The organism is Pigmentiphaga soli (genome assembly GCF_039541095.1).
Classification (GTDB): domain Bacteria; phylum Pseudomonadota; class Gammaproteobacteria; order Burkholderiales; family Burkholderiaceae_B; genus Pigmentiphaga; species Pigmentiphaga soli.
In genome coordinates this window covers 131,938-153,672 of record NZ_BAABFO010000007.1, presented here as the reverse complement: position 1 = coordinate 153,672, position 21,735 = coordinate 131,938, and the positions used below count along the sequence as shown (strand labels likewise).

General features: G+C 71.2%; 18 protein-coding genes. 1 reads left to right on the top strand and 17 read right to left on the bottom strand.

Annotated elements, in window-relative coordinates:
• Position 1 precedes the first annotated feature (1 nt).
• Both ispH and ABD927_RS09425 read right to left on the bottom strand, forming a co-directional pair.
• On the bottom strand, positions 2-961 hold the full coding sequence (ispH, locus tag ABD927_RS09430) for a 4-hydroxy-3-methylbut-2-enyl diphosphate reductase (protein ID WP_345248649.1): 960 nt from the start codon (positions 959-961) through the stop codon (positions 2-4).
• Between the two features lie 182 nt (positions 962-1,143).
• Positions 1,144-1,779, bottom strand: a complete 636-nt coding sequence (locus ABD927_RS09425) for an MlaC/ttg2D family ABC transporter substrate-binding protein (RefSeq protein ID WP_345248648.1) — start codon at positions 1,777-1,779, stop codon at positions 1,144-1,146.
• 111 nt (positions 1,780-1,890) lie between these two features.
• On the opposite strand from ABD927_RS09425, the gene hpnN reads away from it, so the two are divergent.
• The gene (hpnN, locus tag ABD927_RS09420) at positions 1,891-4,479 is read left to right on the top strand and encodes a hopanoid transporter HpnN (RefSeq protein ID WP_345248647.1); all 2,589 of its coding nucleotides are present in this window, start codon (positions 1,891-1,893) and stop codon (positions 4,477-4,479) included.
• Positions 4,480-4,496: 17 nt separating this feature from the next.
• Here the strand turns inward: hpnN and dxs are convergent, their stop codons facing one another.
• From dxs to ABD927_RS09345, 15 genes are all read right to left on the bottom strand, one after another.
• Positions 4,497-6,329, bottom strand: a complete 1,833-nt coding sequence (gene dxs, locus ABD927_RS09415; RefSeq protein WP_345248646.1) for a 1-deoxy-D-xylulose-5-phosphate synthase — start codon at positions 6,327-6,329, stop codon at positions 4,497-4,499.
• Between the two features lie 46 nt (positions 6,330-6,375).
• Positions 6,376-7,455, bottom strand: coding sequence for a 2-aminoethylphosphonate aminotransferase (locus ABD927_RS09410; protein WP_345248785.1), 1,080 nt, complete (start codon positions 7,453-7,455; stop codon positions 6,376-6,378).
• Complete coding sequence (aepY, locus tag ABD927_RS09405) at positions 7,455-8,627, bottom strand: phosphonopyruvate decarboxylase (RefSeq protein ID WP_345248644.1); 1,173 nt, start codon at positions 8,625-8,627, stop codon at positions 7,455-7,457. The genes ABD927_RS09410 and aepY overlap by 1 nt, the downstream gene beginning before the upstream one ends.
• Positions 8,620-10,314 (bottom strand): phosphoenolpyruvate mutase, encoded by a 1,695-nt coding sequence (gene aepX / locus ABD927_RS09400; protein ID WP_345248643.1) that lies wholly within the window; start codon positions 10,312-10,314, stop codon positions 8,620-8,622. The genes aepY and aepX overlap by 8 nt, the downstream gene beginning before the upstream one ends.
• On the bottom strand, positions 10,311-11,075 hold the full coding sequence (locus ABD927_RS09395; protein WP_345248642.1) for a phosphocholine cytidylyltransferase family protein: 765 nt from the start codon (positions 11,073-11,075) through the stop codon (positions 10,311-10,313). Before ABD927_RS09395 ends, aepX begins: the two co-directional genes overlap by 4 nt.
• 34 nt (positions 11,076-11,109) lie before the next feature.
• On the bottom strand, positions 11,110-12,132 hold the full coding sequence (locus ABD927_RS09390; RefSeq protein WP_345248640.1) for a lysylphosphatidylglycerol synthase domain-containing protein: 1,023 nt from the start codon (positions 12,130-12,132) through the stop codon (positions 11,110-11,112).
• Positions 12,129-12,899, bottom strand: a complete 771-nt coding sequence (locus tag ABD927_RS09385) for a HalD/BesD family halogenase (protein ID WP_345248638.1) — start codon at positions 12,897-12,899, stop codon at positions 12,129-12,131. Before ABD927_RS09385 ends, ABD927_RS09390 begins: the two co-directional genes overlap by 4 nt.
• Positions 12,896-13,591, bottom strand: coding sequence for a CDP-alcohol phosphatidyltransferase family protein (locus ABD927_RS09380; protein ID WP_345248637.1), 696 nt, complete (start codon positions 13,589-13,591; stop codon positions 12,896-12,898). The genes ABD927_RS09385 and ABD927_RS09380 overlap by 4 nt, the downstream gene beginning before the upstream one ends.
• Before the next feature lie 53 nt (positions 13,592-13,644).
• Positions 13,645-15,630, bottom strand: coding sequence for a hybrid sensor histidine kinase/response regulator (locus tag ABD927_RS09375; protein WP_345248635.1), 1,986 nt, complete (start codon positions 15,628-15,630; stop codon positions 13,645-13,647).
• Entirely contained in the window at positions 15,623-16,561 is a 939-nt protein-coding gene (locus ABD927_RS09370; protein WP_425570220.1) for a sensor histidine kinase, read from the bottom strand. Before ABD927_RS09370 ends, ABD927_RS09375 begins: the two co-directional genes overlap by 8 nt.
• Positions 16,562-16,563: 2 nt before the next feature.
• Positions 16,564-17,604, bottom strand: a complete 1,041-nt coding sequence (locus ABD927_RS09365; protein WP_345248633.1) for an ATP-binding protein — start codon at positions 17,602-17,604, stop codon at positions 16,564-16,566.
• A complete protein-coding gene (locus ABD927_RS09360; RefSeq protein ID WP_345248631.1) occupies positions 17,579-17,989 on the bottom strand; it encodes an anti-sigma regulatory factor in 411 nt (136 codons plus the stop codon). Before ABD927_RS09360 ends, ABD927_RS09365 begins: the two co-directional genes overlap by 26 nt.
• Entirely contained in the window at positions 17,982-18,353 is a 372-nt protein-coding gene (locus tag ABD927_RS09355) for an STAS domain-containing protein (protein ID WP_345248629.1), read from the bottom strand. Before ABD927_RS09355 ends, ABD927_RS09360 begins: the two co-directional genes overlap by 8 nt.
• Positions 18,354-18,363: 10 nt before the next feature.
• Positions 18,364-19,215 carry an STAS domain-containing protein gene (locus ABD927_RS09350; protein ID WP_345248627.1) on the bottom strand — a complete coding sequence of 284 codons (852 nt, stop codon included), beginning with the start codon at positions 19,213-19,215 and terminating at the stop codon, positions 18,364-18,366.
• A gap of 100 nt (positions 19,216-19,315) precedes the next feature.
• Positions 19,316-21,733 carry a membrane-bound PQQ-dependent dehydrogenase, glucose/quinate/shikimate family gene (locus ABD927_RS09345; protein ID WP_345248625.1) on the bottom strand — a complete coding sequence of 806 codons (2,418 nt, stop codon included), beginning with the start codon at positions 21,731-21,733 and terminating at the stop codon, positions 19,316-19,318.
• Positions 21,734-21,735: the final 2 nt, after the last annotated feature.

Sequence of the window (21,735 nt, the reverse complement as noted above, 5' to 3'; positions counted from 1 at the left end):
GCTAGCGCGCCGCGCCGCCCGCCTGGGGCTCGGGTTCGAACTCGATGAGCTGCGACGGGAGCCTGAAGCGGATGTTTTCTTCGATGCCGTCCATGACGCCGACCTCGACCGGCTCCAGCCTTCGCAATGCGTCGATGACGTCGGCCACCATGCTTTCGGGGGCCGAGGCGCCGGCGGTGATGCCGACCACGGCGGCGCCGCGCACCCATGCCGGGTCGAGCTCGCTGCCGTCGGCCAGCAGGTAGGACGGAACGCCGGTTTCCGCGCCGATTTCGCGCAGCCGGTTCGAGTTGGAACTGTTGACCGCGCCCACCACCAGGATCACGTCGGCGCGCTTGCCCAGCTCGCGCACCGCGGCCTGGCGGTTCTGCGTGGCATAGCAGATATCCTTGGTGTCGGGCCCGACGATGTCGGAAAAGCGCCGCCGCAGCGCCGCGATGATGCCGCGCGTTTCGTCGACCGACAGCGTGGTCTGGGTGATGTACGACACCGGCGTGTCGGCCGCCAGCGGCAGCGCGTCGACGTCGGCCTCGGTCTGCACCAGATGCACCGGGCCGTCGATCTGGCCCATGGTGCCGAGCACTTCGGGGTGGCCGGCATGGCCGATCAGGATCACCTTGCGGCCATTGGCCACGTAGTTCTTGCCCTGGATGTGGACCTTGGTGACCAGCGGGCAGGTGGCATTGAGCACCTGCAGCCCGCGCACGCGGGCCTCGTCTTCGACCGCGCGGGTGACGCCGTGCGCGCTGAACACCGTGACGGCGCCGGCCGGCGCCTCGGACAGTTCGTCGATGAAGCGGGCGCCCTTGGCCCGCAGCGACTCCACCACATGCCGGTTGTGCACGATCTCGTGGCGGACGTAGACCGGCGCGCCGTACTTTTCCAGCGCGCGTTCGACGATCTCGATCGCGCGGACGACGCCGGCGCAGAATCCACGAGGCTGAGCAAGAATGACTTGCATGTATGGCTCCAGCTCGAATCGGTGCATGCGACGATTCGTGGCCGCGAATCGCCCGCCGGCCGGGCTTTCGCGACCCTTTGCCTGCCAGAGTGTGAAAAACCGGTTACGACGATTTTAACGCCTGGGCAGGAAAGCTGCCCTGTAACCCTCATGGCAGGAAGGCTGTCGCCCAATTGGCAGGCTTATTTGTCGAAGCGGGCGTTGTGGTCGGCCAGGTATTTGATCAGCGCATCGGGCCCGCCGGCGGCCAGCGAGGCCGCGAATTGCTTGCGGTACAGCTGGATCAGCCAGACGCCCATCATGTCGATGTCGTAGATGCGCCAGCCGGCCGGCGTCCGGGCCAGCCGGTAGCCGACCTGCAGCGTGTCGTCGGCGCTCTTGACCTCGGTGCGTACCACGCCGTCGTCGCGGGCCGGGTTGAGCACGGCCGGCTTGAAGCCGAAGCGGATGTCCTGGTTGCGGATCTGGGTCAGCTGCAGCGCATAGGTGCGCACCAGCAGCCGGGTGAACTCCGCCACCATCCGCTGCCGCTGTTCCGGGGTCGCGTCCTGCCACGGCGCGCCCACGGCCAGCCGCGTGGTGCGCTCGAAATCGGTATAGGGCAGGAACTCCCGCTCCACCACCCTGGCGGTGGCGTTGACGTCGCCGTCGCGGGCGGCCGGGTCGGCCTTGGCGGCCTTCACCACGGTCTCGACCGCGCTCCTGGCGAACTCGTTCGGATCGGTGGCCCGCACGCCCTGCGCCGAGGCCGCCGCCATCCAGCACGCGGCCAGGGCCGCGGCGCACCACTTCACCATGCCGTTCGTCTTCGCGTTCATCGTTGGTATCGCTCCGTATCCGCCGGCGCCCCGCCGAGGTCCGCCGGGTATACTGCCCGCCACGCTCGCGCGGCGGCGCCGTCCGTCTCATTGTCCCTCATTCATGCGCCCATGCTGACTTCGTCCATCACGCGCGTCGTCCGGTTCTCGATGCGGCACGCCTTCCTGGTCATCGCGCTTGCGCTGCTGCTGTGCGCGGCCAGCGTCGTCTACGTCGCCCGGCATTTCGCCATCGATACCGACGTGTCGGGCCTGATCGACGCCGACGCGCCGTGGAAACGGCGCAGCATGGCCATCGACGCCGCCTTCCCGCAGCGCGCCGACCTCACGCTGGCGGTGGTCGAGGCCCCGGCCGCCGAGTTCGCCGACCGCGCGGCGGCCGAACTGGCGGCCCGCCTGGCCCTGGACCGCAAGTCGTTCCGCGCCGTCAGCCGGCCCGGCGGCGGCGATTTCTTCGATCATAACGGCCTGCTGTTCCTGGACGACGCCGACTTCGACCGGCTCGCCACGCGCCTGGCCGACGCCAAACCGCTATTGGGCCGCCTGGCGCGCGACCCGTCGCTGGCCGGGCTGGCCAATCTGCTGTCGGTCACGCTGCTGACGCCGCTGGCCACCGGACAGGTCGAATTGGCCGACATGGCGACGCTGCTCGATCGCAGCGCGCAGGCGGCCGAGGCCGCCCTCGCCGGCCGGCCCGCCGGGCTGTCGTGGCGCGCGCTGGCCGCGCCCGATACCGCGCCGCGCAGTTTCGTCCAAGTGCAGGCCGTTCCGGACTACGGCGCGCTGGAGGCCGGCGCCGCCGCGGCCGCGCGCATCCGGCAGGCCGCGGCCGAGCTGCGGCTGGGCGAGCGCTACGGCGCCACGGTCAGCCTCACGGGGCCGCGCCCGCTGGCCGACGAAGAATTCGGCTCGGTGCGCGAGGGCGCGGTGCCCAATGCCATCGCCACCCTGCTGACGGTGCTGTTCATCCTGTGGCTGGCCGTGCGCTCCGGCAAGATGGTGTGCGCGGTGTTCGTCACGCTGATCGCCGGGCTGGCGGTCACCGCGGCGCTGGGCCTGCTGATGGTGGGCGCGCTGAACATGATCTCGGTCGCCTTCGCGGTGCTGTTCGTCGGCATCGGCGTCGACTTCGGCATCCAGTTCGCGGTCCGCTACCGCGAGGAACGCCACCGCCATGACGATCTGGCGGGCGCGCTGGCCGACGCCGCGCGGGCCATCGCGCTGCCGCTGTCGCTGGCGGCGGCCGCCACCGCGGCGAGTTTCTTTTCCTTCCTGCCGACCGCCTACCGCGGCGTGTCGGAGCTGGGGCTGATCGCCGGCGTCGGCATCCTGTTCGTCGCCTTCCCTTCCAGCCTGACCCTGCTGCCCGCGCTGATCGCCGTGCTCGGGCCGCGCGGCGAGGCGGCGCGGCCCGGCTTCGCCTGGCTGGCGCCGGTCGACCGCTTCACCGACCGCCACCGCGCGCCGCTGCTGTACGGCACGCTGGCGCTGGTGCTGGCCGGCCTGCCGCTGCTGGCGCACCTGCGCTTCGATTTCAATCCGCTGCACCTGAAAGACCCGCATACCGAATCGATGGCCACACTGGCGCGGCTGTCCGGTTCGGCCGAGGCCGGCGTCAACGACGTGCAATGGCTGGCGCCGTCGCTGGCGGCCGCCGACGCCGGCGCGGACGCCTTGCGCCGCCTGCCCGAGGTGGGCCGGGTGGTCACGCTCGATAGCTTCGTGCCGGCGGGCCAGCCGGCCAGGCTGGCCAGGATCGGCGCGCTGGCGGCCGAGCTGGCGCCGGCCTTGCAGCAGGCGCCCGCCGAGCCCGCCAGCGACGGAGCGCGCGTGGCCGCGCTGAGGAACGCCGCCGGCATGCTGGAGAACGCGGCCCTCGACCATCCCGGCGACGGCGCGCCCCAGGCCCAGCGGCTGGCGGATGCGCTGCGCAAGCTGGCCGCCGCCGACCCCGCGGCGCGCGACCGCGCCGAGCACGCCATCGCCGAACCGCTGCGGCTGTCGCTGGACCGGCTGCGCGCGCTGCTGGCGCCGAACCCGGTCTCGCTCGACACGCTGCCCGCCGACCTCAAATCCCAATGGCTGGCCGCCGACGGCCGCGCGCTGGTCAATATCTCGCCGCGGGTCGCGGCCGGCGCCGACCCGCAGGACGACGCCATGCTGCGCGCTTTCAGCGCCGCGGTGCTGCGCGCCCGGCCGGACGCCATCGGCGGGCCGATCTCGATCCTCGAATCGGCCGACACCATCGTGCGGGCCTTCGTCCAAGCCGGCCTGTGGGCGCTGCTGTCCATCACGGTGCTGCTGTGGCTGGCGCTGCGCCGCTTCGGCGACGTGCTGCGCACCCTGGTGCCGCTGCTGGTGTCGGCGGCGGTCACGCTGGAATTGAGCGTACTGCTGGGCCTGCCGCTGAACTTCGCCAACATCATCGCGCTGCCGCTGCTGCTGGGCATCGGGGTGGCGTTCAAGATCTACTATGTGATCGCCTGGCGCGGCGGGCGCACCGGCCTGCTGCAGTCCAGCCTCACGCAGGCGGTGATCCTGTCGGCGGCGACCACCGCGACCGCCTTCGGCAGCCTGTGGCTGTCGCACCATCCCGGCACCTCCAGCATGGGCAAGCTGCTGGCGCTGTCGCTGCTGTGCACGCTGATCGGCGCAGTGTTCTTCCAGCCGGTGCTGATGGGCCGGCCGCGCGAACGCTGAGGCCCCCGCGGGCGGCCTCAGGCGCTGCGCTGTTTCGCCGCCACGCAGACGGGAGCGGCGAGCTTGTCCCTGGCCGCGCGGCGGATCGAGGCGGCGATGCCGGCGGCGTCCAGGCCACAGGACTCCAGCTGCCGGACCGGGTCGCCGTGGTCGATGAAGCGATCGGGCAGGCCCAGCTGCACTACCGGCACGCCGCAGCCCATCGCGGCCAGCGCTTCCAGGCAGGCCGAGCCGGCGCCGCCCATCACCGCCCCCTCCTCCACCGTGACCAGCAGGTCGTGCCCGGCCGCCAGCCGCGCGATCAGCGCGGTATCGAGCGGCTTGACGAAGCGCATGTTGGCCACCGTGGCGTCGAATTCGGCGGCCGCCTGCAGGCTGGGCGCCACCATCGTGCCGAACGCCAGGATCGCGATGCGCCGGCCTGGCGCGCTGCGCGATTCGCGCCGCAGTTCGCCGCGGCCGACCGGCAGCGGCCGCAGCGTTTTCCGGATCGGCACGCCCGGCCCGGTGCCGCGCGGGTAGCGGACGGCCGCCGGCCCCGCCACGCCGATTCCGGTATGCAGCATCTGCCGGCATTCGTTCTCGTCGGCCGGCGCCATCACCGTCATGTTGGGAATGCAGCGCAGATAGGCCAGGTCGTAGGCGCCCATGTGGGTGGCGCCGTCGGCGCCGACCACGCCGGCGCGGTCGATGGCGAACAGCACCGGCAGGTTCTGCAGCGCGATGTCGTGGATCAGCTGGTCGTAGCCGCGCTGCAGGAAGGTCGAATAGATCGCCACCACCGGCCGCAGGCCCTCGGCCGCCAGGCCGCCGGCGAAGGTCACGGCATGCTGCTCGGCGATGCCGACGTCGTAATAGCGCTGCGGGAAGCGCCGCTCGAACTCGATCAGGTCCGAGCCCTCGCGCATCGCCGGCGTGATGCCGACCACCGCCGGGTTCGCCTCGGCCTCGTCGCACAGCCATTCGCCGAACACGTTGGCGTAGGTCTTGCGCCGGGCCGCCGGATCGGGCGCCGGCTCGATGCCCCGCGCGGGGTCGAAGCGGCCGGGGCCGTGGTACAGCACGGGGTCGGCCTCGGCCGGCGCGTAGCCGCGGCCCTTGCGCGTGACCACGTGCAGGAACTGCGGCCCCTCCAGGCGCTTGAGCTTCTCCAGCGCGGGGATCAGCGCGTCCAGGTCGTGGCCGTCGATCGGCCCGGTGTAGTCGAAGCCGAACTGCTCGAACATCGTGGCCGGCGGCACCGGCGTCTCCGCCCGCGCCCCGGGCGCCAGCCGCGCCAGATGGCGGTTCAGCGCGCCGACCGGCGGCGAGATCGACATGTCGTTGTCGTTCAGGATCACCAGCAGCGGCACGCCCGCGCAGACGCCGGCGTTGTTCATCGCCTCGAAGGCCTCGCCGGCGGTCATCGCGCCGTCGCCGATCACCGCCACCGCGTGGCGCTTCCCGCCTTTCAGGCGGCTGGCGACCGCCATGCCGAGCGCGGCCGAGATCGAGGTGGAGGAATGCGCCGTGCCGAAGGTGTCGAACTCCGACTCGCTGCGGCGCGGAAAGCCAGAGATGCCGTTCCACTGCCGCAGCGCGGCCATGCCGTCGCGGCGGCCGGTAAGAATCTTGTGCGGGTAGGTCTGGTGGCCGACGTCCCAGACGATGCGGTCGCGCGGCGTGTCGAACACGTAGTGCAGCGCGATCGTCAGCTCCACGGTGCCCAGGTTGGACGACAGGTGGCCGCCCGTCTTCGATACGCTGTCCAGCACGAAGGCCCGCAGTTCGGCCGCCAACTGCGGCAGGCGCTCGCGGGGCAGGCCGCGCAGCGCGGCCGGGTGGTCTATCGCGGGAAGCAGTCTTTCCATGTCGTCCTCAACCCTCGCTCGCACTTATGGACCGGCGGCCGCGCCGCTAGTCAACCAGCCCGGCCGCCGCCTGCAGCAGCCTGTCGATGTCTGGCGCATGCAGGTCGCCCATCGTCGATATGCGGAACATCCGGCCGGAAAAGCCGCCCTGCCCCGCGTAGATCACGAAGCCGGCGGCCTTCAGGCCGTCGTGCAGTGCGTCGTAGGCCAGCCGCGCCGGCAGCCGGTACGCGCGCAGCACCACCGACGATTCGGCCGCCGGCAGCATGCTTTCGATGCCGAGCGCGGCCAGGCCGCTGCGCGCCCGCTCGGCCAGCGCGGCATAGTGTTCGTGGCGGCGGCGCCAGCCGCCGGCCTCGTCCAGCTCGCGCAAGGCCTCGACCAGCGCATAGCAGGCATGGACGGCCGGCGTGAACGGCGTGTTGCGGCGGTCCTGCAGCTCGGCCAGCCGGCCCAGGTCGAGGTAGAAGGCGCGCCGCGCCGCCCGCGCCAGCGCGCCGCGGCGGACCATCACGAAGGACAGGCCCGGCACCCCGTGCAGGCATTTGTTGCCGGCCGCCGCCACTGCGGCCAGGGCCTCTTCGGCGAAATCGATCGCTTCGGCGCCGAAGCTGCTGACGCCGTCGAGCAGCAGATGGATGCCGCGTTCGCGGCAGGCCGCGGCCAGCGGCGCCACCGGGTTGAGCCGGCCGGTGGTGGTTTCGTGGTGGATCAGCGCGGCATGGGTGAACGGCCGGCCGGCCGCCGCCGCCGCATCGAGCCGCGCGACGATCGCGGCCGGATCGGGCGCCTGCAGCCAGTCGCAACGGACGGCCTCGTGATCGATGCGGTAGTGGGCGGCGATCTGCGCGATGCGTTCGCCGTAGACGCCGTTCTCGATCACCAGCAGCCGGCCGTCTTCCGGCACCAGCGAGGCGACCATGCTCTCGACCGCCGCGGTGCCCGAGCCGGTGATCAGTACCGCCTGCCAGGTGTCGGCCGGCAGGCCGTACACCGCCAGCAGCCGGGTGCGCGCCTCGTCCTGCAGGTCGAAGAATTCCGGTTCGCGGTGGCACAGGTCGGGCTGCAGCATGGCGCGGCGCACGCGCTCGGTCAGCGTGACCGGCCCGGGGTTGAGCAGCAGCATCATGCGTTTCCGGCCACGGCGGCCACGGGCGCGCCGATGTGGCGCATCAGCCGCAGCTTGACCTCGGGCGGCGTGACCGACGGCCGCGGCAGGCCGTCCGGCGTGCCGGGGCGGGTCAGCAGGCGCGCGAAGCGCGGCCCCGGCGCGGCGCCGTCGAACAGCGCGTCGATCACGTCGAGCCCGTCGCCCTCGATGGCCGCCCCGTAGCCGCAGGCGGCGGCGACCGCGGCGAACGAGACGTTGCGCGATACGGTCATCTGGCCGCCGGTGGAATCGTGCGCGCCGTTGTCCAGCAGCAGGTGCAGCAGATTGGGCGGGCCATATGCGCCGACCGTCGAAAACACGCCCATGCGCATCAGCGCGGCGCCGTCGCCGTCGAGCGCGACCACCGTCAGGTCGGGCCGGGCCAGCGCCAGGCCGAGCGCGGTGGCGGTCACGCAGCCCATGGCACCGACCATGTACAGGTGGTTGGGGCGGTCGTCCAGCGCGTACAGCTCGCGGCCGCAGTAGCCGGTGGAAGCCATGACCACGGTCGACCCCGGCTCGGTGCGCGCCAGCACCCGCTGCAGCGCCTGCTGCCGGGCCGGCAGTTCGCCGGCCGGCACGCCGCGCAGGCGCGACAGCGGCTGCGGATGCGGCGTCGCGCGCGGCGCCTGCTCGCGCAGCGGATACGGCGCCACGCTGCCCTTCTGCATCACCAGCGCGTAAGGGCGGCCGGTGCGGTCCATATGGCCGACGGCGCGGTCGAGCGCGCCCGCGACCGCATCGGCCTCGGTGGGGAACAGTTCCCAGGGAATCTCCATGGTTTCGAGCATGGCCGGCGTGATCGGCCCCATCAGCTGGTGCTGCGGCTCGTCCACGGTGCCGGGCTGGCCGCGCCATGTCACGATCAGGAGCTGCGGCAGCCGGAAGGTCCATGCCAGCGAGGTGAGCGGGCTGACGGCGTTGCCCAGGCCCGAGTTCTGCATCATCGCCACGCCGCGCCGGCCGGCCAGCACCGCGCCGGCCACCAGCGCCACCGCGTCGCCCTCGTTGGCAGCCGACACATAGTTCAGCGTCGGGTCCTGCAGCACGTAGTTGATGAACGGCGTCAGGTAGGAACAGGGCACGCCCGCATACCACTCGAAGCCGCGCGCGCGGGCGGCCTCGATGAACTGCGCGGCCTCAATCATGGGGAGCCTCCGGCGCGCCCGACGCGTACGGGGTCTGGCTGTGGGCGAAATCGCCGGCGCGGCGGAAATCCTCCAGGTCGTTGACGCCGCGCCAATGGCCATGTACGTACAGCACTTCGATCTGCTCGCCGCGCTCGACCAGCGCGTTCAGCAGCGCCGGCATGTCCAGCGTGTCGAAATCGGCGCGCTGCTGCAGCGCGGCCAGCGTCTCGCGCAGGCGGCCGGCGCCGGCGCCGCGCACGTTCAGCAGGCCGATCCAGCGGCCTTCGGGCGCGCGGCCGTCGCGTTGCGGCTCGCTGCACACCCGCTGCAGCAAGGCCTTGCGGCCGAACAGCTCGCGGTCGTCGGCGGCCGAGCAATAGGCGAAGTCGCGCACGCTCTGGTTCGACGGCTGGGTCTGCGAGGAATCGACCACCACGCTGAACTCGGCGTCGCTGTCGAGCAGGTCGCGCAGGATGTAGCTGCGGAACAGCAGGTCGCCGTACGAGATGATCGCGTCGTTGGCCAGCGCGCCGGCCGCGCAGGCCAGCGACGCCAGTTCGCCGGTCCGGGCATGGCGTTCGTTGACGGCGACCTTGATGCCGGCCGGGTCGATCGCATCGGCGCGATAACCGCCGACCACGGTGATGTCGTTGATGCCCTGCCTCTTGAAGCCGTCCACCAGCCAGCGCAGCAGCGGCTTGCCGGCCACCGGCAGCATGACCTTGGGGCGGTCCTCGGTGATCGCCTCCAGCCCCTTGCCGCGGCTGGCCGCCAGCACCACCGCCGCGCGCGGCGCGCGGCTGGCCGACAGATACACCTGCTCGGCCGCCGAATACTCGTCGGCCCCTTGCAGGCGGAAGATCTCGTCGACCGACGCGATGCGGTCCTCCACCGTGACCAGCGTCTCGCTGTCGTGGATCTCCTTGGCGACCGCCTGCATGGCCGAGGCGGCGGCGCGGATCAGGTGGTTGGCCCAGATCACCACGCCGATGCCGGCATCGCGGAACACCCGCGTCGGCGTGCTGTAGTACTTGGTCGGCACGATCACCAGCGGCGCGCGGCCGGCCCATTCGCGCGCGAAGGCCAGGATCTCGTCGGGCCGGGAAAGCTTGCTGTGGATCAGGATGGCGTCGGCGCCGGCCTGGCGGTAGGCCTCGGCGCGGCGCAGCGCCTCGTCCATGCCCCAGCCGGCGATCAGCGCCTCGACGCGCGCCACCAGCACGAAGTCGTCGTCCTGCTGCGAATCCTTGCCGGCCTTGATCTTGCCGCAGAACTCGTCGATCTCGGCCAGCGGCTGGCGCTCGCCGCCGATGAAGCTGTTGGTCTTCGGGAACTGCTTGTCTTCGATGCAGACGCCGACGATGCCGCGCTGCTCCAGCTTGCGCACCAGGCGCCTGACGTTGTTGAAATTGCCGTAGCCGGTATCGCCGTCCAGCAGGATCGGCAGGTCGCTGGCGTCGGCCATGAACTCCAGCACGTCGACCACCTGGGTCCAGCTGGCCTCGTTGTTGTCGCGCACGCCGAACTGGGCCGAGATCGCCAGGCCGGACGCCCATATCCCCTTGAAGCCGGCTTCGCGCACGATGCGCGCCGACAGGCCGTTGTGGGCCTCCATCAGGAATTCGAGCTGGTTCGACGACAGCATTGCGCGCAGGCGCGCGGCGCGCGACAAGGCTTGGGGCGGAAAGGATTCCGGAGCGTTCATGGTGCCTCCATTCGGATCGGTTGCAGGCGCGGCAGGATCTCCTGCCCGGCCCGCGTGACGTCGTTCGGAAAATCGATTTCGATCCACGGCGCGCCGGTCACGTCGGCGATCGCGAAGCGCCGGCCGTCTTCCAGCAGCAGGTCGCGCACCGCTTCCTCATGCGGCTCGCCGGCGCGGCCGGCCGCGACGTAGGCGGCCACGATCTGCGCCAGGCGCCGCGCCGCCGTTTCGTCGAAGCGGAAGAAACCGACCGATTCGCCGATGGTGTCGTACGCCAGCCCGGGCGCCACCAGCTTGCGCAGTTCGACCGGCACGCCGTCTTTCAGGCACAGCTTGACCGGCTCGTCGCCCTGCTCGAAATCGCGGTCGATCAGCAGGCGGTTGCCCTGCCCGCGCAGCAGCGCATCGGCGATCCGCTGGTCGTACAGCACGTCGGCGTCCATCAGCAGCACGTCGCCGCCGGCAGCCAGCGGGCCGGCGACCGTGTGTACCGTCAATACGCTGCCCAGTTCGTAGCGGTCGTTCAGCACGATGCGCGGGCGCGGCGTCCAGCCGAGGCGATCGAGTTCGGCCTCGACCTGTTCGTGGCGAAAGCCCAGCGCCAGCACGATGTCGTCTACGCCCCCCGCCCGCAGCATCCGCAAGTGCCGTTCGAGCAGCGTCTGCCCGCCGAAGCGCAGCAGGCATTTCGGCATGACGCCGGCATCGGCCTGCCGCAGGCGCGTGCCGCGCCCGGCGGCCAGGATGATGGCTCTGGTCATCGGGAATCCTTCGATAGGCTGATGAGAATGTCCATCACTCGGCCGCCGCCATGCGGCGCCGCTGCCAGCCGCGTTCCGAGGCGTGCAGGTAGGCCAGGCCCGGCAGCCCCAGCGCCAGCTCGCGCGCCCGCTTGATCAGCGACAGCGCCAGCGCCGCATCGGGCGGCAGGCCCGCCAGCGGCGCCAGCAGCAGATACCCCCCTTCCTGCACGCCGAGCGACCCCGGGATCGCGAAGGCCGCGCCGCGGATGGCCTGGCCGAGGCTCTCGAGCAGCAGCGCCTCGGCCCAGCCGACCGGATGGCCGATCGATTGCAGCGCCAGCCATACCTCGCCCACCCCGACGATCCAGCCGGCCAGGCTCAGCGCGAAGCTGCGCCCGACCTTGCGCCGCTGGCCGTACAGCGCGTGCACCGCGGCGTCGACCGCATCGGCCCGGTCCAGCCAGGCCGACCAGCGGGGGCCCTTCGACAGGCGCCCGGCCAGCCGCGTCAGCCGGCCGAACAGGCCGCGGCGCTGCGCCGCGTAGAAGCCGTACAGCAAGGCCGCGCAGACGGCCAGCATCAAGGCCAGCGGCATGCGCAGCGCCGCCCAGCCGGCGCCGGCCGCCTCCCCGGCCCGGCAGGCCACGAACACCGCGATGCCCAGCAGCGCGAACACGATCTGCGCGAAGGTCTGCATGGTTGTGCTGACGGTGATGACCGCTGCCGCGTCGGCCGTGCGCAGGCCGCGCTGCGACAGATGGCGCACCATCAGCACCGGCCCGCCGAGTTGGCCGGCCGGCATCAGGCTGTTGACCGACTCGCCGGCCCAGCGTGCCAGCAGCGAGGCGCGCAGCGCGCGGCGGCGCGGTGCCGGCGCCGGCCAGGCGCGCGGGAACAGCACTTCGATCGCGGCGCCGTCGAGCAGCAGCGGCAACAGGTGGAAGGCCGACACCAGCACAATGCCCCAGCCTGCCATGGCCACGGTCGCGGCGATATCGCCGATTCCGTGCCAAAGCAGCAGGGCGGCGAACAGCGCGACGCCGGCCGTCAGCGCCAGCCAGGCCGGCCGGGTCATGGACGGCCATCCCCGCTGCGCCCGCCCTGCAATCGGCTGAACGTCTGGCGAAAGCCGAAATAGGCCACCGCGTCTTTCATGTTGGAAACGAAGCGCCGCCACGGGCGCATCCCGGCATTCGTCACATATTCGAAGGTCAGCGACACGCGTTCTTCGCCGGCGCCGGCCGGCGTGATCCGGTGCTGCAGCCTGTCGCCGTCGAAGAACGCCAGCCCGCCGGGCGGCAGCCGCACGGCGCCCGACTCCGGCGGCCGCTGCGGCGTGCGGGTATGCAGCCGGTATTCGAGCCGGCACGAGGAGTCGTCGACCACGCCCAGCAGCAGCGTATAGCGGCGGCCGTCGTAGTACGACGTGTCGTAGTGCCAGCCGATGTGATCCCCCGGCCGGGTATAGAAATACAGCGCATAGGCGTGCGGATCGTCGTCCGGCGACGGCAGCAGCGGCTCGCCGCACAGCTTTTCGAGCCAGCCGACCAGCGCCGGCGAACGGTAGAGCCCGGCGATGAACGGCGCCATGCGGTCGATGGTGTGGCGGCTGACGCTGCCGCCCTGCTTGTGGCCGGGCAGGTAGTTCCGGTGGACCTCGCCCTGCACGGCGCGGACGGCCTCGACCAGCCGCTGCGTTACCTCGCGCGGCAGGAAGTCTTCCATGAACAGGAAGCTGCCCTGGTCGACGAAAGCCTGGCGCAGCCGGGCATCGTCGAAACTGGCGAACTTGCGGGCAACCGCGTCGTCGGGGCCGCGTTCGGCATCGGCCACCGCGCTCATCGCGCAGCCCGCCAGCCGGCGGCCTGCGATGCCTTGCGCGCGCGCCGCATCACGCGCCGGTAGTCCGCCGCGACCAGCACGGCGAACAGCGGCGCGCCGACGGCGGCGGCGAGCAGGAAGCCGCGGGTCGCGTCGAATATCGTCACCAGGGGCAGCAGATACAACACGTCCTCCGTTTCGAAGCCTCCGAGCGATGCCTGCCGGGTGCCGGCCTTGCCGACCCGCTCTTCGATGCGCATGCGCAGGAAGAAGATCGATGCGACCGCGGCGCCTGCCCCGCTGCCCAGCAGCCAGGGCGGCGCGAGCAGGTCGCCGCCGCCCCCGACCGCGCCGACCCCCACGCCGATGCCGGCGAACAGCGCGATGGTCACGAAGGCGTCGGAGGCCAGGTCGTAGAAGTGCCCGATCCGGCTGCTCTTGCCGCTGATGCGGGCGAGTTCGCCGTCGGTGTGGTCGATGAAATTGGACAGCACCACCAGCCAGGCGCCGATATTGGCCCAGCGGTAGCCGCCCTCGGCGAAGGCGAGCGCGCCGGCGATGCCCACCAGCAGCCGGACGGTGGTCAGGTGGTTGGGGGTGAGCCAGGTGGACTTGAAGGGGGTGACCAGCCAGCGCGCGAGCCGGGCGTCCCAGGTGCGGGGCGCAGGAAGGGCCGCGGCGGGCGGTCCGGACGGGCCGGGATTTTTTTCCATCCGGAAAATATATACCCGATCCCCGCCGTGTGCAGCATGGGATGCGCCTTGCCTTACGCCCGGCCCTGCCCCGCCATCCCGAACGCCGTATCGATGGCGGCCAGCAATAGCGGCACCCTGAGCGGCTTGGCACAGTGCTCGTCGAAGCCGGCCTGCAGCGCCAGCGCGCGGTCTTCCTCGCGGCTGAAGGCGGTCAGCGCGATGGCCGCGATCCGAGGCGAGCCCGCCTGCAGTTCGGCGCGGCGGATCTCGGCGATCAATTCGTAGCCGTCCCGCCCCGGCAGCCCAATGTCGCTGATGAGCAGGTCGGGGGCGCCTTCGTTGATCAGTTCCATCGCCTCTTCGAAACGGCCGGCCTGGCGCACGCGCGCGCCCTGGTCGCGCAGGACGGTCGCCAGGGCCTCCAGCGCCTCGGGGTCGTCCTCCACCAGCAGCACGTCCAGATCGTCCAGCAGCGAGGCGCCGGCCGGCGCCGATTTGTTCTGCGCGGCGGCCGCGGCCGGCAGGTGGGCCTCGTGCTGGATGGCAGGGATCCAGAACTCGAACTCGCTGCCGCAGCCGGCGCCGTCGCTGCGGGCCTGGATCTGGCCGCCGTGCATCTCCACCAATTGCCGGGTGATCGCCAGCCCCAGGCCGAGCCCGCGGCTGCCGCGCCGGCGCGCCGCCCCGCTCTGCGTGAAGCGGTCGAACAGCAGGGGCAGGAAGTCTTTCGAGATGCCGACGCCGCTGTCGGCCACCCGCACGCGCAGCCGGCCGTCCGCGCTTTCCATCCGCAGCGTCACCGAGCCGCCGGGACGCGAGAACTTGATCGCGTTCGACAGCAGGTTCCATAGGATCTGCTGAAAGCGGCCCGGATCGACCCAGATGCGGGCCTCGGCCTGCGGGGTGATCGCGGTACTGACCGCCAGTTTCTTTTCCCGGGCCGCATCGGCCAGCACCTCGATGGCGGCGCGCGCAAGCTCGGCCGGCGACACTTGCTCGCGGCTCAGCGCCATCTTGCCGATATTCAGCATCGACACGTCGACCAGGTCCGAAGCCAGCTGCTGCTGGATGCGCACGCTGCGTTCGATGGCCTCGACGGCGCGCATGACCTCCTCGCCCTGCGCGCTGCGGCGCAGGACCTGGGTCCACACCCGGATGGCCTGCAGCGGATTGCGCAGTTCGTGCGACAGGATGGCGATGAAATCGTCCTTCAGCCTGTTCAGGTGCTCGAGCGCGGTGCGCGCGGCCTGCTCGCGCTCGACCAGGGCGGCCAGCCGCGCCTGGTAGCTGACGCGTTCGGTCACGTTCGACACCACCGCCACCCGCAGGCCCGATTCCAGCGGCGCCGAGATATGCCACTCCAGGTGCACCACGCCGGACTCCCCGGCCATCATCGGGAACGACAACTCGTGCGACTCGGCGCCCGTTTCGCGCACGAAGGCGGCCACCCGCCCAGTCCATTCGGGCGCGGCCAGCGTTTCCACCCCGCGCCCGATCAGCGACTCGCTCTCACATTGCAGGATGGCCAGCATGGCCGGGTTGGCGTCGGCGATCCGGCCCTGCGCGTCGAGCACGCAGATGCCGCTGACGGCCTGCTGGTAGATCGCCCTCAGGCGCGCCTCGCTGCGCCGCATGGCGCGCTCGGCCAGGCCGGCCCGCACCAGCGCGGCCACGGTGGCCACCAGCACCTGCGGCTCGACCGGATGGGTCAGGTAGGCATTGGCGCCGGCATCCAGGCCCTTGACCTTGTCGACGTCCTGCACGTGCGCTGCCGACAGGTGGACCACGGGCAGCGCGGCGGTCGCACCTTCGGCGCGGATCGCCTCGCACACGGCAAAGCCGCTCATGTCGGGCAGGTGCACGTCCAGCACGATGGCGTCCACCACGTCGCGCGCCAGGCGGATCGCGTCCCCGCCCGTGCCGGCCTCGACCGTGGCGAAGCCCGCCGCGCGCAGGATGCGAGCGGTGGAATAGCGGGTGACCGGATTGTCGTCGACCACCAGCACCGTATTGGCGCCGCGCGGCTCGAGACCGCCGGCGAGCGCGGATTCAGCCATGGCCCTGTCCCTTTGCGGCGCCTGGCGCCTGCGGCCGCGGGGCCAGCGGCGGCGGCGTGAAGGCGATGGGCAGGATGACGAAAAAAATCGAGCCCACGCCCTGCTCGCTCTCGAAGCCGACGCAGCCGCCCAGCAGTTCGGCCAGCCGCTTGCTCAGCGCCAGCCCCAGGCCGGTGCCGCGGAAGCGTTTCTGCAGCGGCGAATCGATCTGCATGAAATCCTGGAACACCGCGTCGTGGAATTCCTTGGCGATGCCGATGCCGGTGTCGCGCACCAGGAACCGCACCCGGCCGTCGCCGGTGCATTCGGCCTTCACGCGGACTTCGCCGCGCAGCGTGAATTTCAAGGCGTTGGAAATGAAATTGCGCAGGATCTGCGACAGCTTGCGGTCGTCGACGTACAGCGTCGGCACGTCGTGCGGCTCCTCGAAGATCAGCATCACCTCGGGGTTGTTCAGCACCGGGCGGAAGGTGCCGCGCAGCGCCGCGAACAAGTCCACCAGCTCGAACCAGGCGGGCGAGATGTCGACGCGGCCGGCTTCCAGCTTGGCCAGGTCGAGCAGGTCGTCGACCATCTCGGAAAACTCGGCGCAGGTGTCGCGGATGAAGGCGATCTGCCGGGCCTGCTCCTCCGTGAGCGGACCGTCCACGCGGTCCATCAGCAGCCGCACGATGCTCTGGATCGCGACGATGGGCGTGCGGAACTCGTGGCTCATGTACGCCAGGAAGCGGCTCTTGAGCTCGGTCGCCTGGCGCAGCTGTTCGGCCTGGATGTCGAGTTCGGAATACAGCGCCAGCACGCCGCGGTTGGTGTCTTCCAGCTCCGCCCGCAGCGCATCGCACTCGTCCGACTTGGCGGCAAGCAGACGTTCCATGGCCGACAGGCGGTCGTCCGGGGCCGGAGCGGCTTGCGGGTCGTTCGATGATGACATGGTCACTCCTTCCTGCGGCGCAGCACCACGACGGTGGCGTCGTCGTGGCCGCGCCGGTGCCGGCCGGCCAGCCAGGCGGCAAGCAGCGTGGAATCTCGCCCCAGCAGGCCGACGTCCTCCAGTTCCCAGCGCGACACCACGCCGTCGGTGAACAGCACGACCAGCGCGTGCGGCGGCCACGCCAGCGCCTGCTCGTCGGGCTCCCGGATCTGCACGCCCACGGTGCCGCTTTGCGGCAGTAGGGTCTTACTGCCGAGCCCGGAAACGATGCGCGCCTGCACGTTGCCCGCGCCCGCGAACCGTACCATGCCGCCGTCCGGATCGAGCCGCAGCACGGCCACCGCCGCCCCGCGCGTGGGCCGCAGCGCCAGGTGCGCGCGCTTGATGAAGCGCGCGGGCGGCTCGGCCGGGCCGGCGGCGAACGCATCCAGCGCGGCCCGGGCGGCCTCGGCGGCGCCGGCGCCGTGGCCCAGCCCGTCCACCGTCATCGCCGTGGCGCCGCCGCCGTCGAAGGCCATCGCCCAGGCATCGCCGCAGACCTGCTCGCGCGGCGCGGCCAGCGCGACGGCCCCGCTCTCCAGCGGCAGCGACGCCCACTCGGACGGACGCGCCCGGCCGCGGAACAGCCGGGCCAGGACGGCCGTGCCTTGCGGCAAGGCCGAATGCAGGTCGAAATCGTCGGCCTGGCGCCGTACGGCGCCCAGCCCGGTGCCCGACGTGCCGGCGCTGGAAAACCCATCGCGCAGGCAGCGCTGCGCATCGGCCATGCCTGGGCCGTCGTCCAGCGCGACGATCTCCAGCGCGCCGGCGCCTGCCACATCGCGCAGCCCCAGCAATAGCCTGCCGGCGCGGGCGTGCTTGATCAGGTTGGTGCCGAGTTCGGTGGCGACCAGCGCCGCGCGGCCGCTGTCCGCTTCGTCGAAGCCGATGCGCCGCGCCAGTTCGACGGCCAGCCGCCGCGCCTCGCCCACCCGGCTCGGATCGCTGATCGGCACCAGCAGGAACGGGCCGGGACGGTTACTTCCACCGAGTGATAGCAACACAGGTGCCTTCGCCGGGTTGGGTGCGTATCGCAAAATCGTTGACCAGTCGACGGCTGCCCGACAGCCCCATGCCGAGCCCCGAGCCGCTGCTCCAGCCGTCCGTCAGCGCCAGGTCGACGTCGGCGATGCCGGGGCCGTGGTCCTCGAAATGCAGGCGCAGCCCATCGCGCCGGCCGTCGGACACGATCTCCCAGCGCATTTCGCCGCCGCCGCCGTAGACGACCGCGTTGCGCGCGAGCTCGCTGGCCGCGGTGATCATCTTGGTCTGGTCCACCAGGGAGAATTTCAGGTCGGTCGTCAGGCGGCGCACCGCCGCCCGGCATTGGACGATATCGCGCTCGTCCTTCAGCGGCAGCGCACCGGCCGCGGGCAGGTGGCTATCCAATGCGCTGCCCCGGGCCGGAAGCCGATAGCATCGCCATGCCCTTTTCCACGTTGAGCGCCGTCGTCACGCCCTGCAGCGACAGGCCGAGCTCGACCAGCGTGATCGCCACCGCCGGCTGGATGCCGACCACGACCGCGCGGGCGCCCATGATCTTGGCGATGTCCGAAATGCTGACCAGCATGCGGCCGATGAAGGAGTCCACCACCTCGAGCGCGGAGACGTCGAGCAGCAGGCCGGTGGCGCCGGTGGCCTCGATGCGGCTGGCCAGGTCGTCCTGCAGGCGGACCGCCGTCTGGTCTTCCATGTCGATCTGGATGGTTACAAGCAGCAGCTTGCCCATCTGCAGGATCGGGATTCGTTCCATGGCGTATTCCTCAGGCCGCGCCGCCGGGGTGGGAGTCGCCGACCATGCGGATGGCCTCGACCAGGGCATCGGCCAGCGAGGCCCGGGTGACGATGCCCTGCAGGTCGATGCCGAGATGCACGATGGTTTGGGCGATCTGCGGCCGGATGCCGCTGATGATGCTCTCGGCGCCCATCAGCCGGATCGCGGTGACTGTCTTGATCAGGTGCTGGGCGACCAGGGTGTCGACCGTCGGCACGCCGGTGATGTCGATGATGGCCACCGAAGACCCGGTGTCGACGATGCGCTGCAGCAGGTTTTCCATCACGATCTGCGAACGGCTGCTGTCGAGCGTGCCGATCAGCGGCACCGCCAGCACGCCGGCCCACAGCTTGATGACCGGGGTCGACAGTTCGAAGATCTCGTTCTGCTGGCGGGCGATGATTTCTTCGCGCGTGCGCTGGTAGATCGATACGGTCCACTGGGCCATGCGGTCGGCCAGCGAAGAGAAGGCCCAGATCGCGGCGATCTTGGCGTCGGGGTCGATGCCGGTGCGTTGCAGGGCCTGGAACAGCGGGCGCTTGATGGCCAGGATGAAGCCGCTGGTCACGGCCGACGATTCGCCCAGCGCCGCGCGCGTGCTGGACAGCTCCGCCAGCCGGTCGCGCAGGACGTTCCAGGCGGGGCCGTTGAAGGATTCCGCCGTGCCGTCCTGCCGGATGCCTTCTTTCAACGCGGCGAAAAGGGCCCTGCTTTCGACCGCGAGCGACGCCCCCGAAGCACGGCCCTCGGCAAGGGTATGGTACTCATCGATCCATTGGCGGCTGATCTCGTCTTCGTCTTTTTCCAGCAGGGAGGCAATCGTCTGGTTTTCGGGGCGCATGGTGAGGGGATGAGGGGAGGAAGGAAAGGCGGAAGAACGGCAGAGCATACATCAAGACCCGCGCCGCGCCCGCCGGCCGCGCCCCGTCCCGGCCTGCGCGCTACGGAGGCTTCTTGGGCAGCGCGTACGCGACGATCGAGTCGCCCAGCCGGGTGCGCAGCCCGCCGTGGCCGCCGGCCGCAATGACGACGTACTGCCGGCCATCGGCGCCCATATAGGTGATCGGCGTCGCCTGCCCGCCCGCGGGCACGCGGGCCTTCCACAACACCCGGCCGGTACGCTCGTCGAAGGCGCGCAGGTAGTCGTCGGCCGTGGCGCCCATGAAAACCAGTCCGCCGGCGGTGACGATGTTGCCGCCGATCATGAAGATCCCGGTGGGCAGCGGCGCATTCGTGTGCGTGCCCAAGAGGTTCATGTCGCGGGTCGTGCCCACCGGTCGCTCCCAGGCGATCTTGCGCGTCTGCAGGTCGATCGCGACCAGCCTGCCCCAGGGCGGCGCGCTGCACGGGGCGCCGAGCGGCGTCAGCCAGGGCTTGACCACGGCGGCGTACGGCGTCCCGTATTGCGGGCCGACGGCGAACTCCTTGGGCTTCGGATAGGGCTGGCCGCTGTCCCAGCCTGCCCACGGCTTCATCAATCCGCGTTCGATCGCTTGCGCCGACGGCAGCATCTCCATCGTGAAGGGGATATAGCTCGCATTGGCGACGAGCAGGCGATGCACGGGATCGATCGATGCGCCATACCAGTCGACCACGCCGTCGAAGGCCGGGTATTCGATGCTGGTGCCGGGCGCCGGAGGCGTGTACTGGCCGGCGTAGTTGGCCCGGCGGAACTGGATCCTGCACCACAGCTGGTCGACCGGCGTCGCCCCCCACATGTCGCGCTCCGACAGATCGGGCGGCGCCAGCGTCGGCATGCCGGTCGAATATGGCTGGGTCGGCGACAGCCGTTCGCCGGGCAGCGCGGGCCGGGTCGGCACCGGCTTCTCGGCCACGTCGGCCAGCGGCCTGCCGGTGCGCCGGTCGAGCAGGAACAGCTGTCCCAGCTTGGTGGTCTGCACCAGGGCCGGCACGGTGGATCCGCCCGGCCCCGGCAGGTCCACCAGTGACGGGCCGACCGGCAGGTCGAAGTCCCACACGTCGTGATGCACCGTCTGGAAGTGCCAGCGCTCCCGGCCGGTCTCGGCATCGAGGGCGACCAGCGCGCTCGAATACGCGTCGTCGAAGGGCCGCCGCGCCGCGCCGTAGTAATCGGGCGTCGCGTTGCCCAGCGGGACGTAGACCAGGCCGAGCCGCGGGTCGGCCGTATAGCTGCCCCACCCGTTCGGCGTACCGCGCGTGTAGGTTTCGCCCGGCCCCGGCGGCGCGGTGGGATCGGGCCGCCCCATGTCCCAGGACCACGCCGGCCGGCCGCTCCTGGCATCGTACGCGCGCACCACGCCCGACGGTTCGCCGCGCGCCTGGTTGTCGTAGATCCAGCCGCCCAGCACCACGCGGTCGCGTATCACCAGCGGCTGGGAAGTGATGAAATGGAAGCCCGGCGGCACCTTGCCCAGATGGTCGGTCAGGCTGACGAAACCGTGCCGGCCGAATCCCTCGCACGGCCGGCCGGTATCGGCGTCCAGCGCCACCATCCTGGCGTCGCCGGTAGTCGTGATGACGCGGCGCGGGCACGGCGTGCCGGGCGCCGCCGTGTCATAGTAGGCCACGCCGCGGCAGGCCAGGTATTCGTTGGCCGACGTATCGGTATGCGGATCGAAGGTCCAGATGGGCCGGCCTGTCGTCGCATCGAGCGCGATCACGCGCCGGTGCGGCGTGCAGAGGTACAGCCGGTTGCCCACCTGGGTGGGCGTGACTTCGAAGTTGAATTCGCGGCCGGCGCTGGTTTCTTCGTCTTGCGGCAGGTCGCCGGTGTCGTAGCGCCAGGCCTGGCGCAACTGGCCGACGTTGGCCGGCGTCAGCGCGGCCAGGGGCGAATAGCGATCGCCGGCCGGGGTGCGGCCGTAGTAGCGCCATTCGTTTTCGCCGGCATCGCCGCCCTGCCCGGCGGGGCCTGCCAAAGGCGGCAGCGCCTCGTGGCGGACGAAGCGCTGGTCGGTGATCCGCCACCCCGCCACGAACACGCCGATGATCGCCGCAATGTAAACGATGCCCGCGGCGCCGGCCGCGCGCCGCATCGGCCCGGCGGCCGATACCGGCCGCACGATCCACGGCATGCTGCACCACACGCCTAGCACGGCAAGGCCGAATAGCCGCGGCATCAGCTTCCAGCCGTCCAGCCCGACCTCGGCCAGCGCCCATCCGGCCGTGGCGACGAACGTCGCCAGATAGATCCACGGCGCGGCGGCGTTGCGCATGATGTAGAGCGCCCCGGCCACCATCAAGGCCAGGCCCGCCGCCACGTAATACAGGGTGCCGCCCAGGACCGCGAGCCAGCCGCCGAGCGCGGCCAGGGCCAGGCCGAGCACGAAGACGAAGGCGCCCGTCAGGCCCGGAAAAGAAAGAAGACGCCTTCCCATGC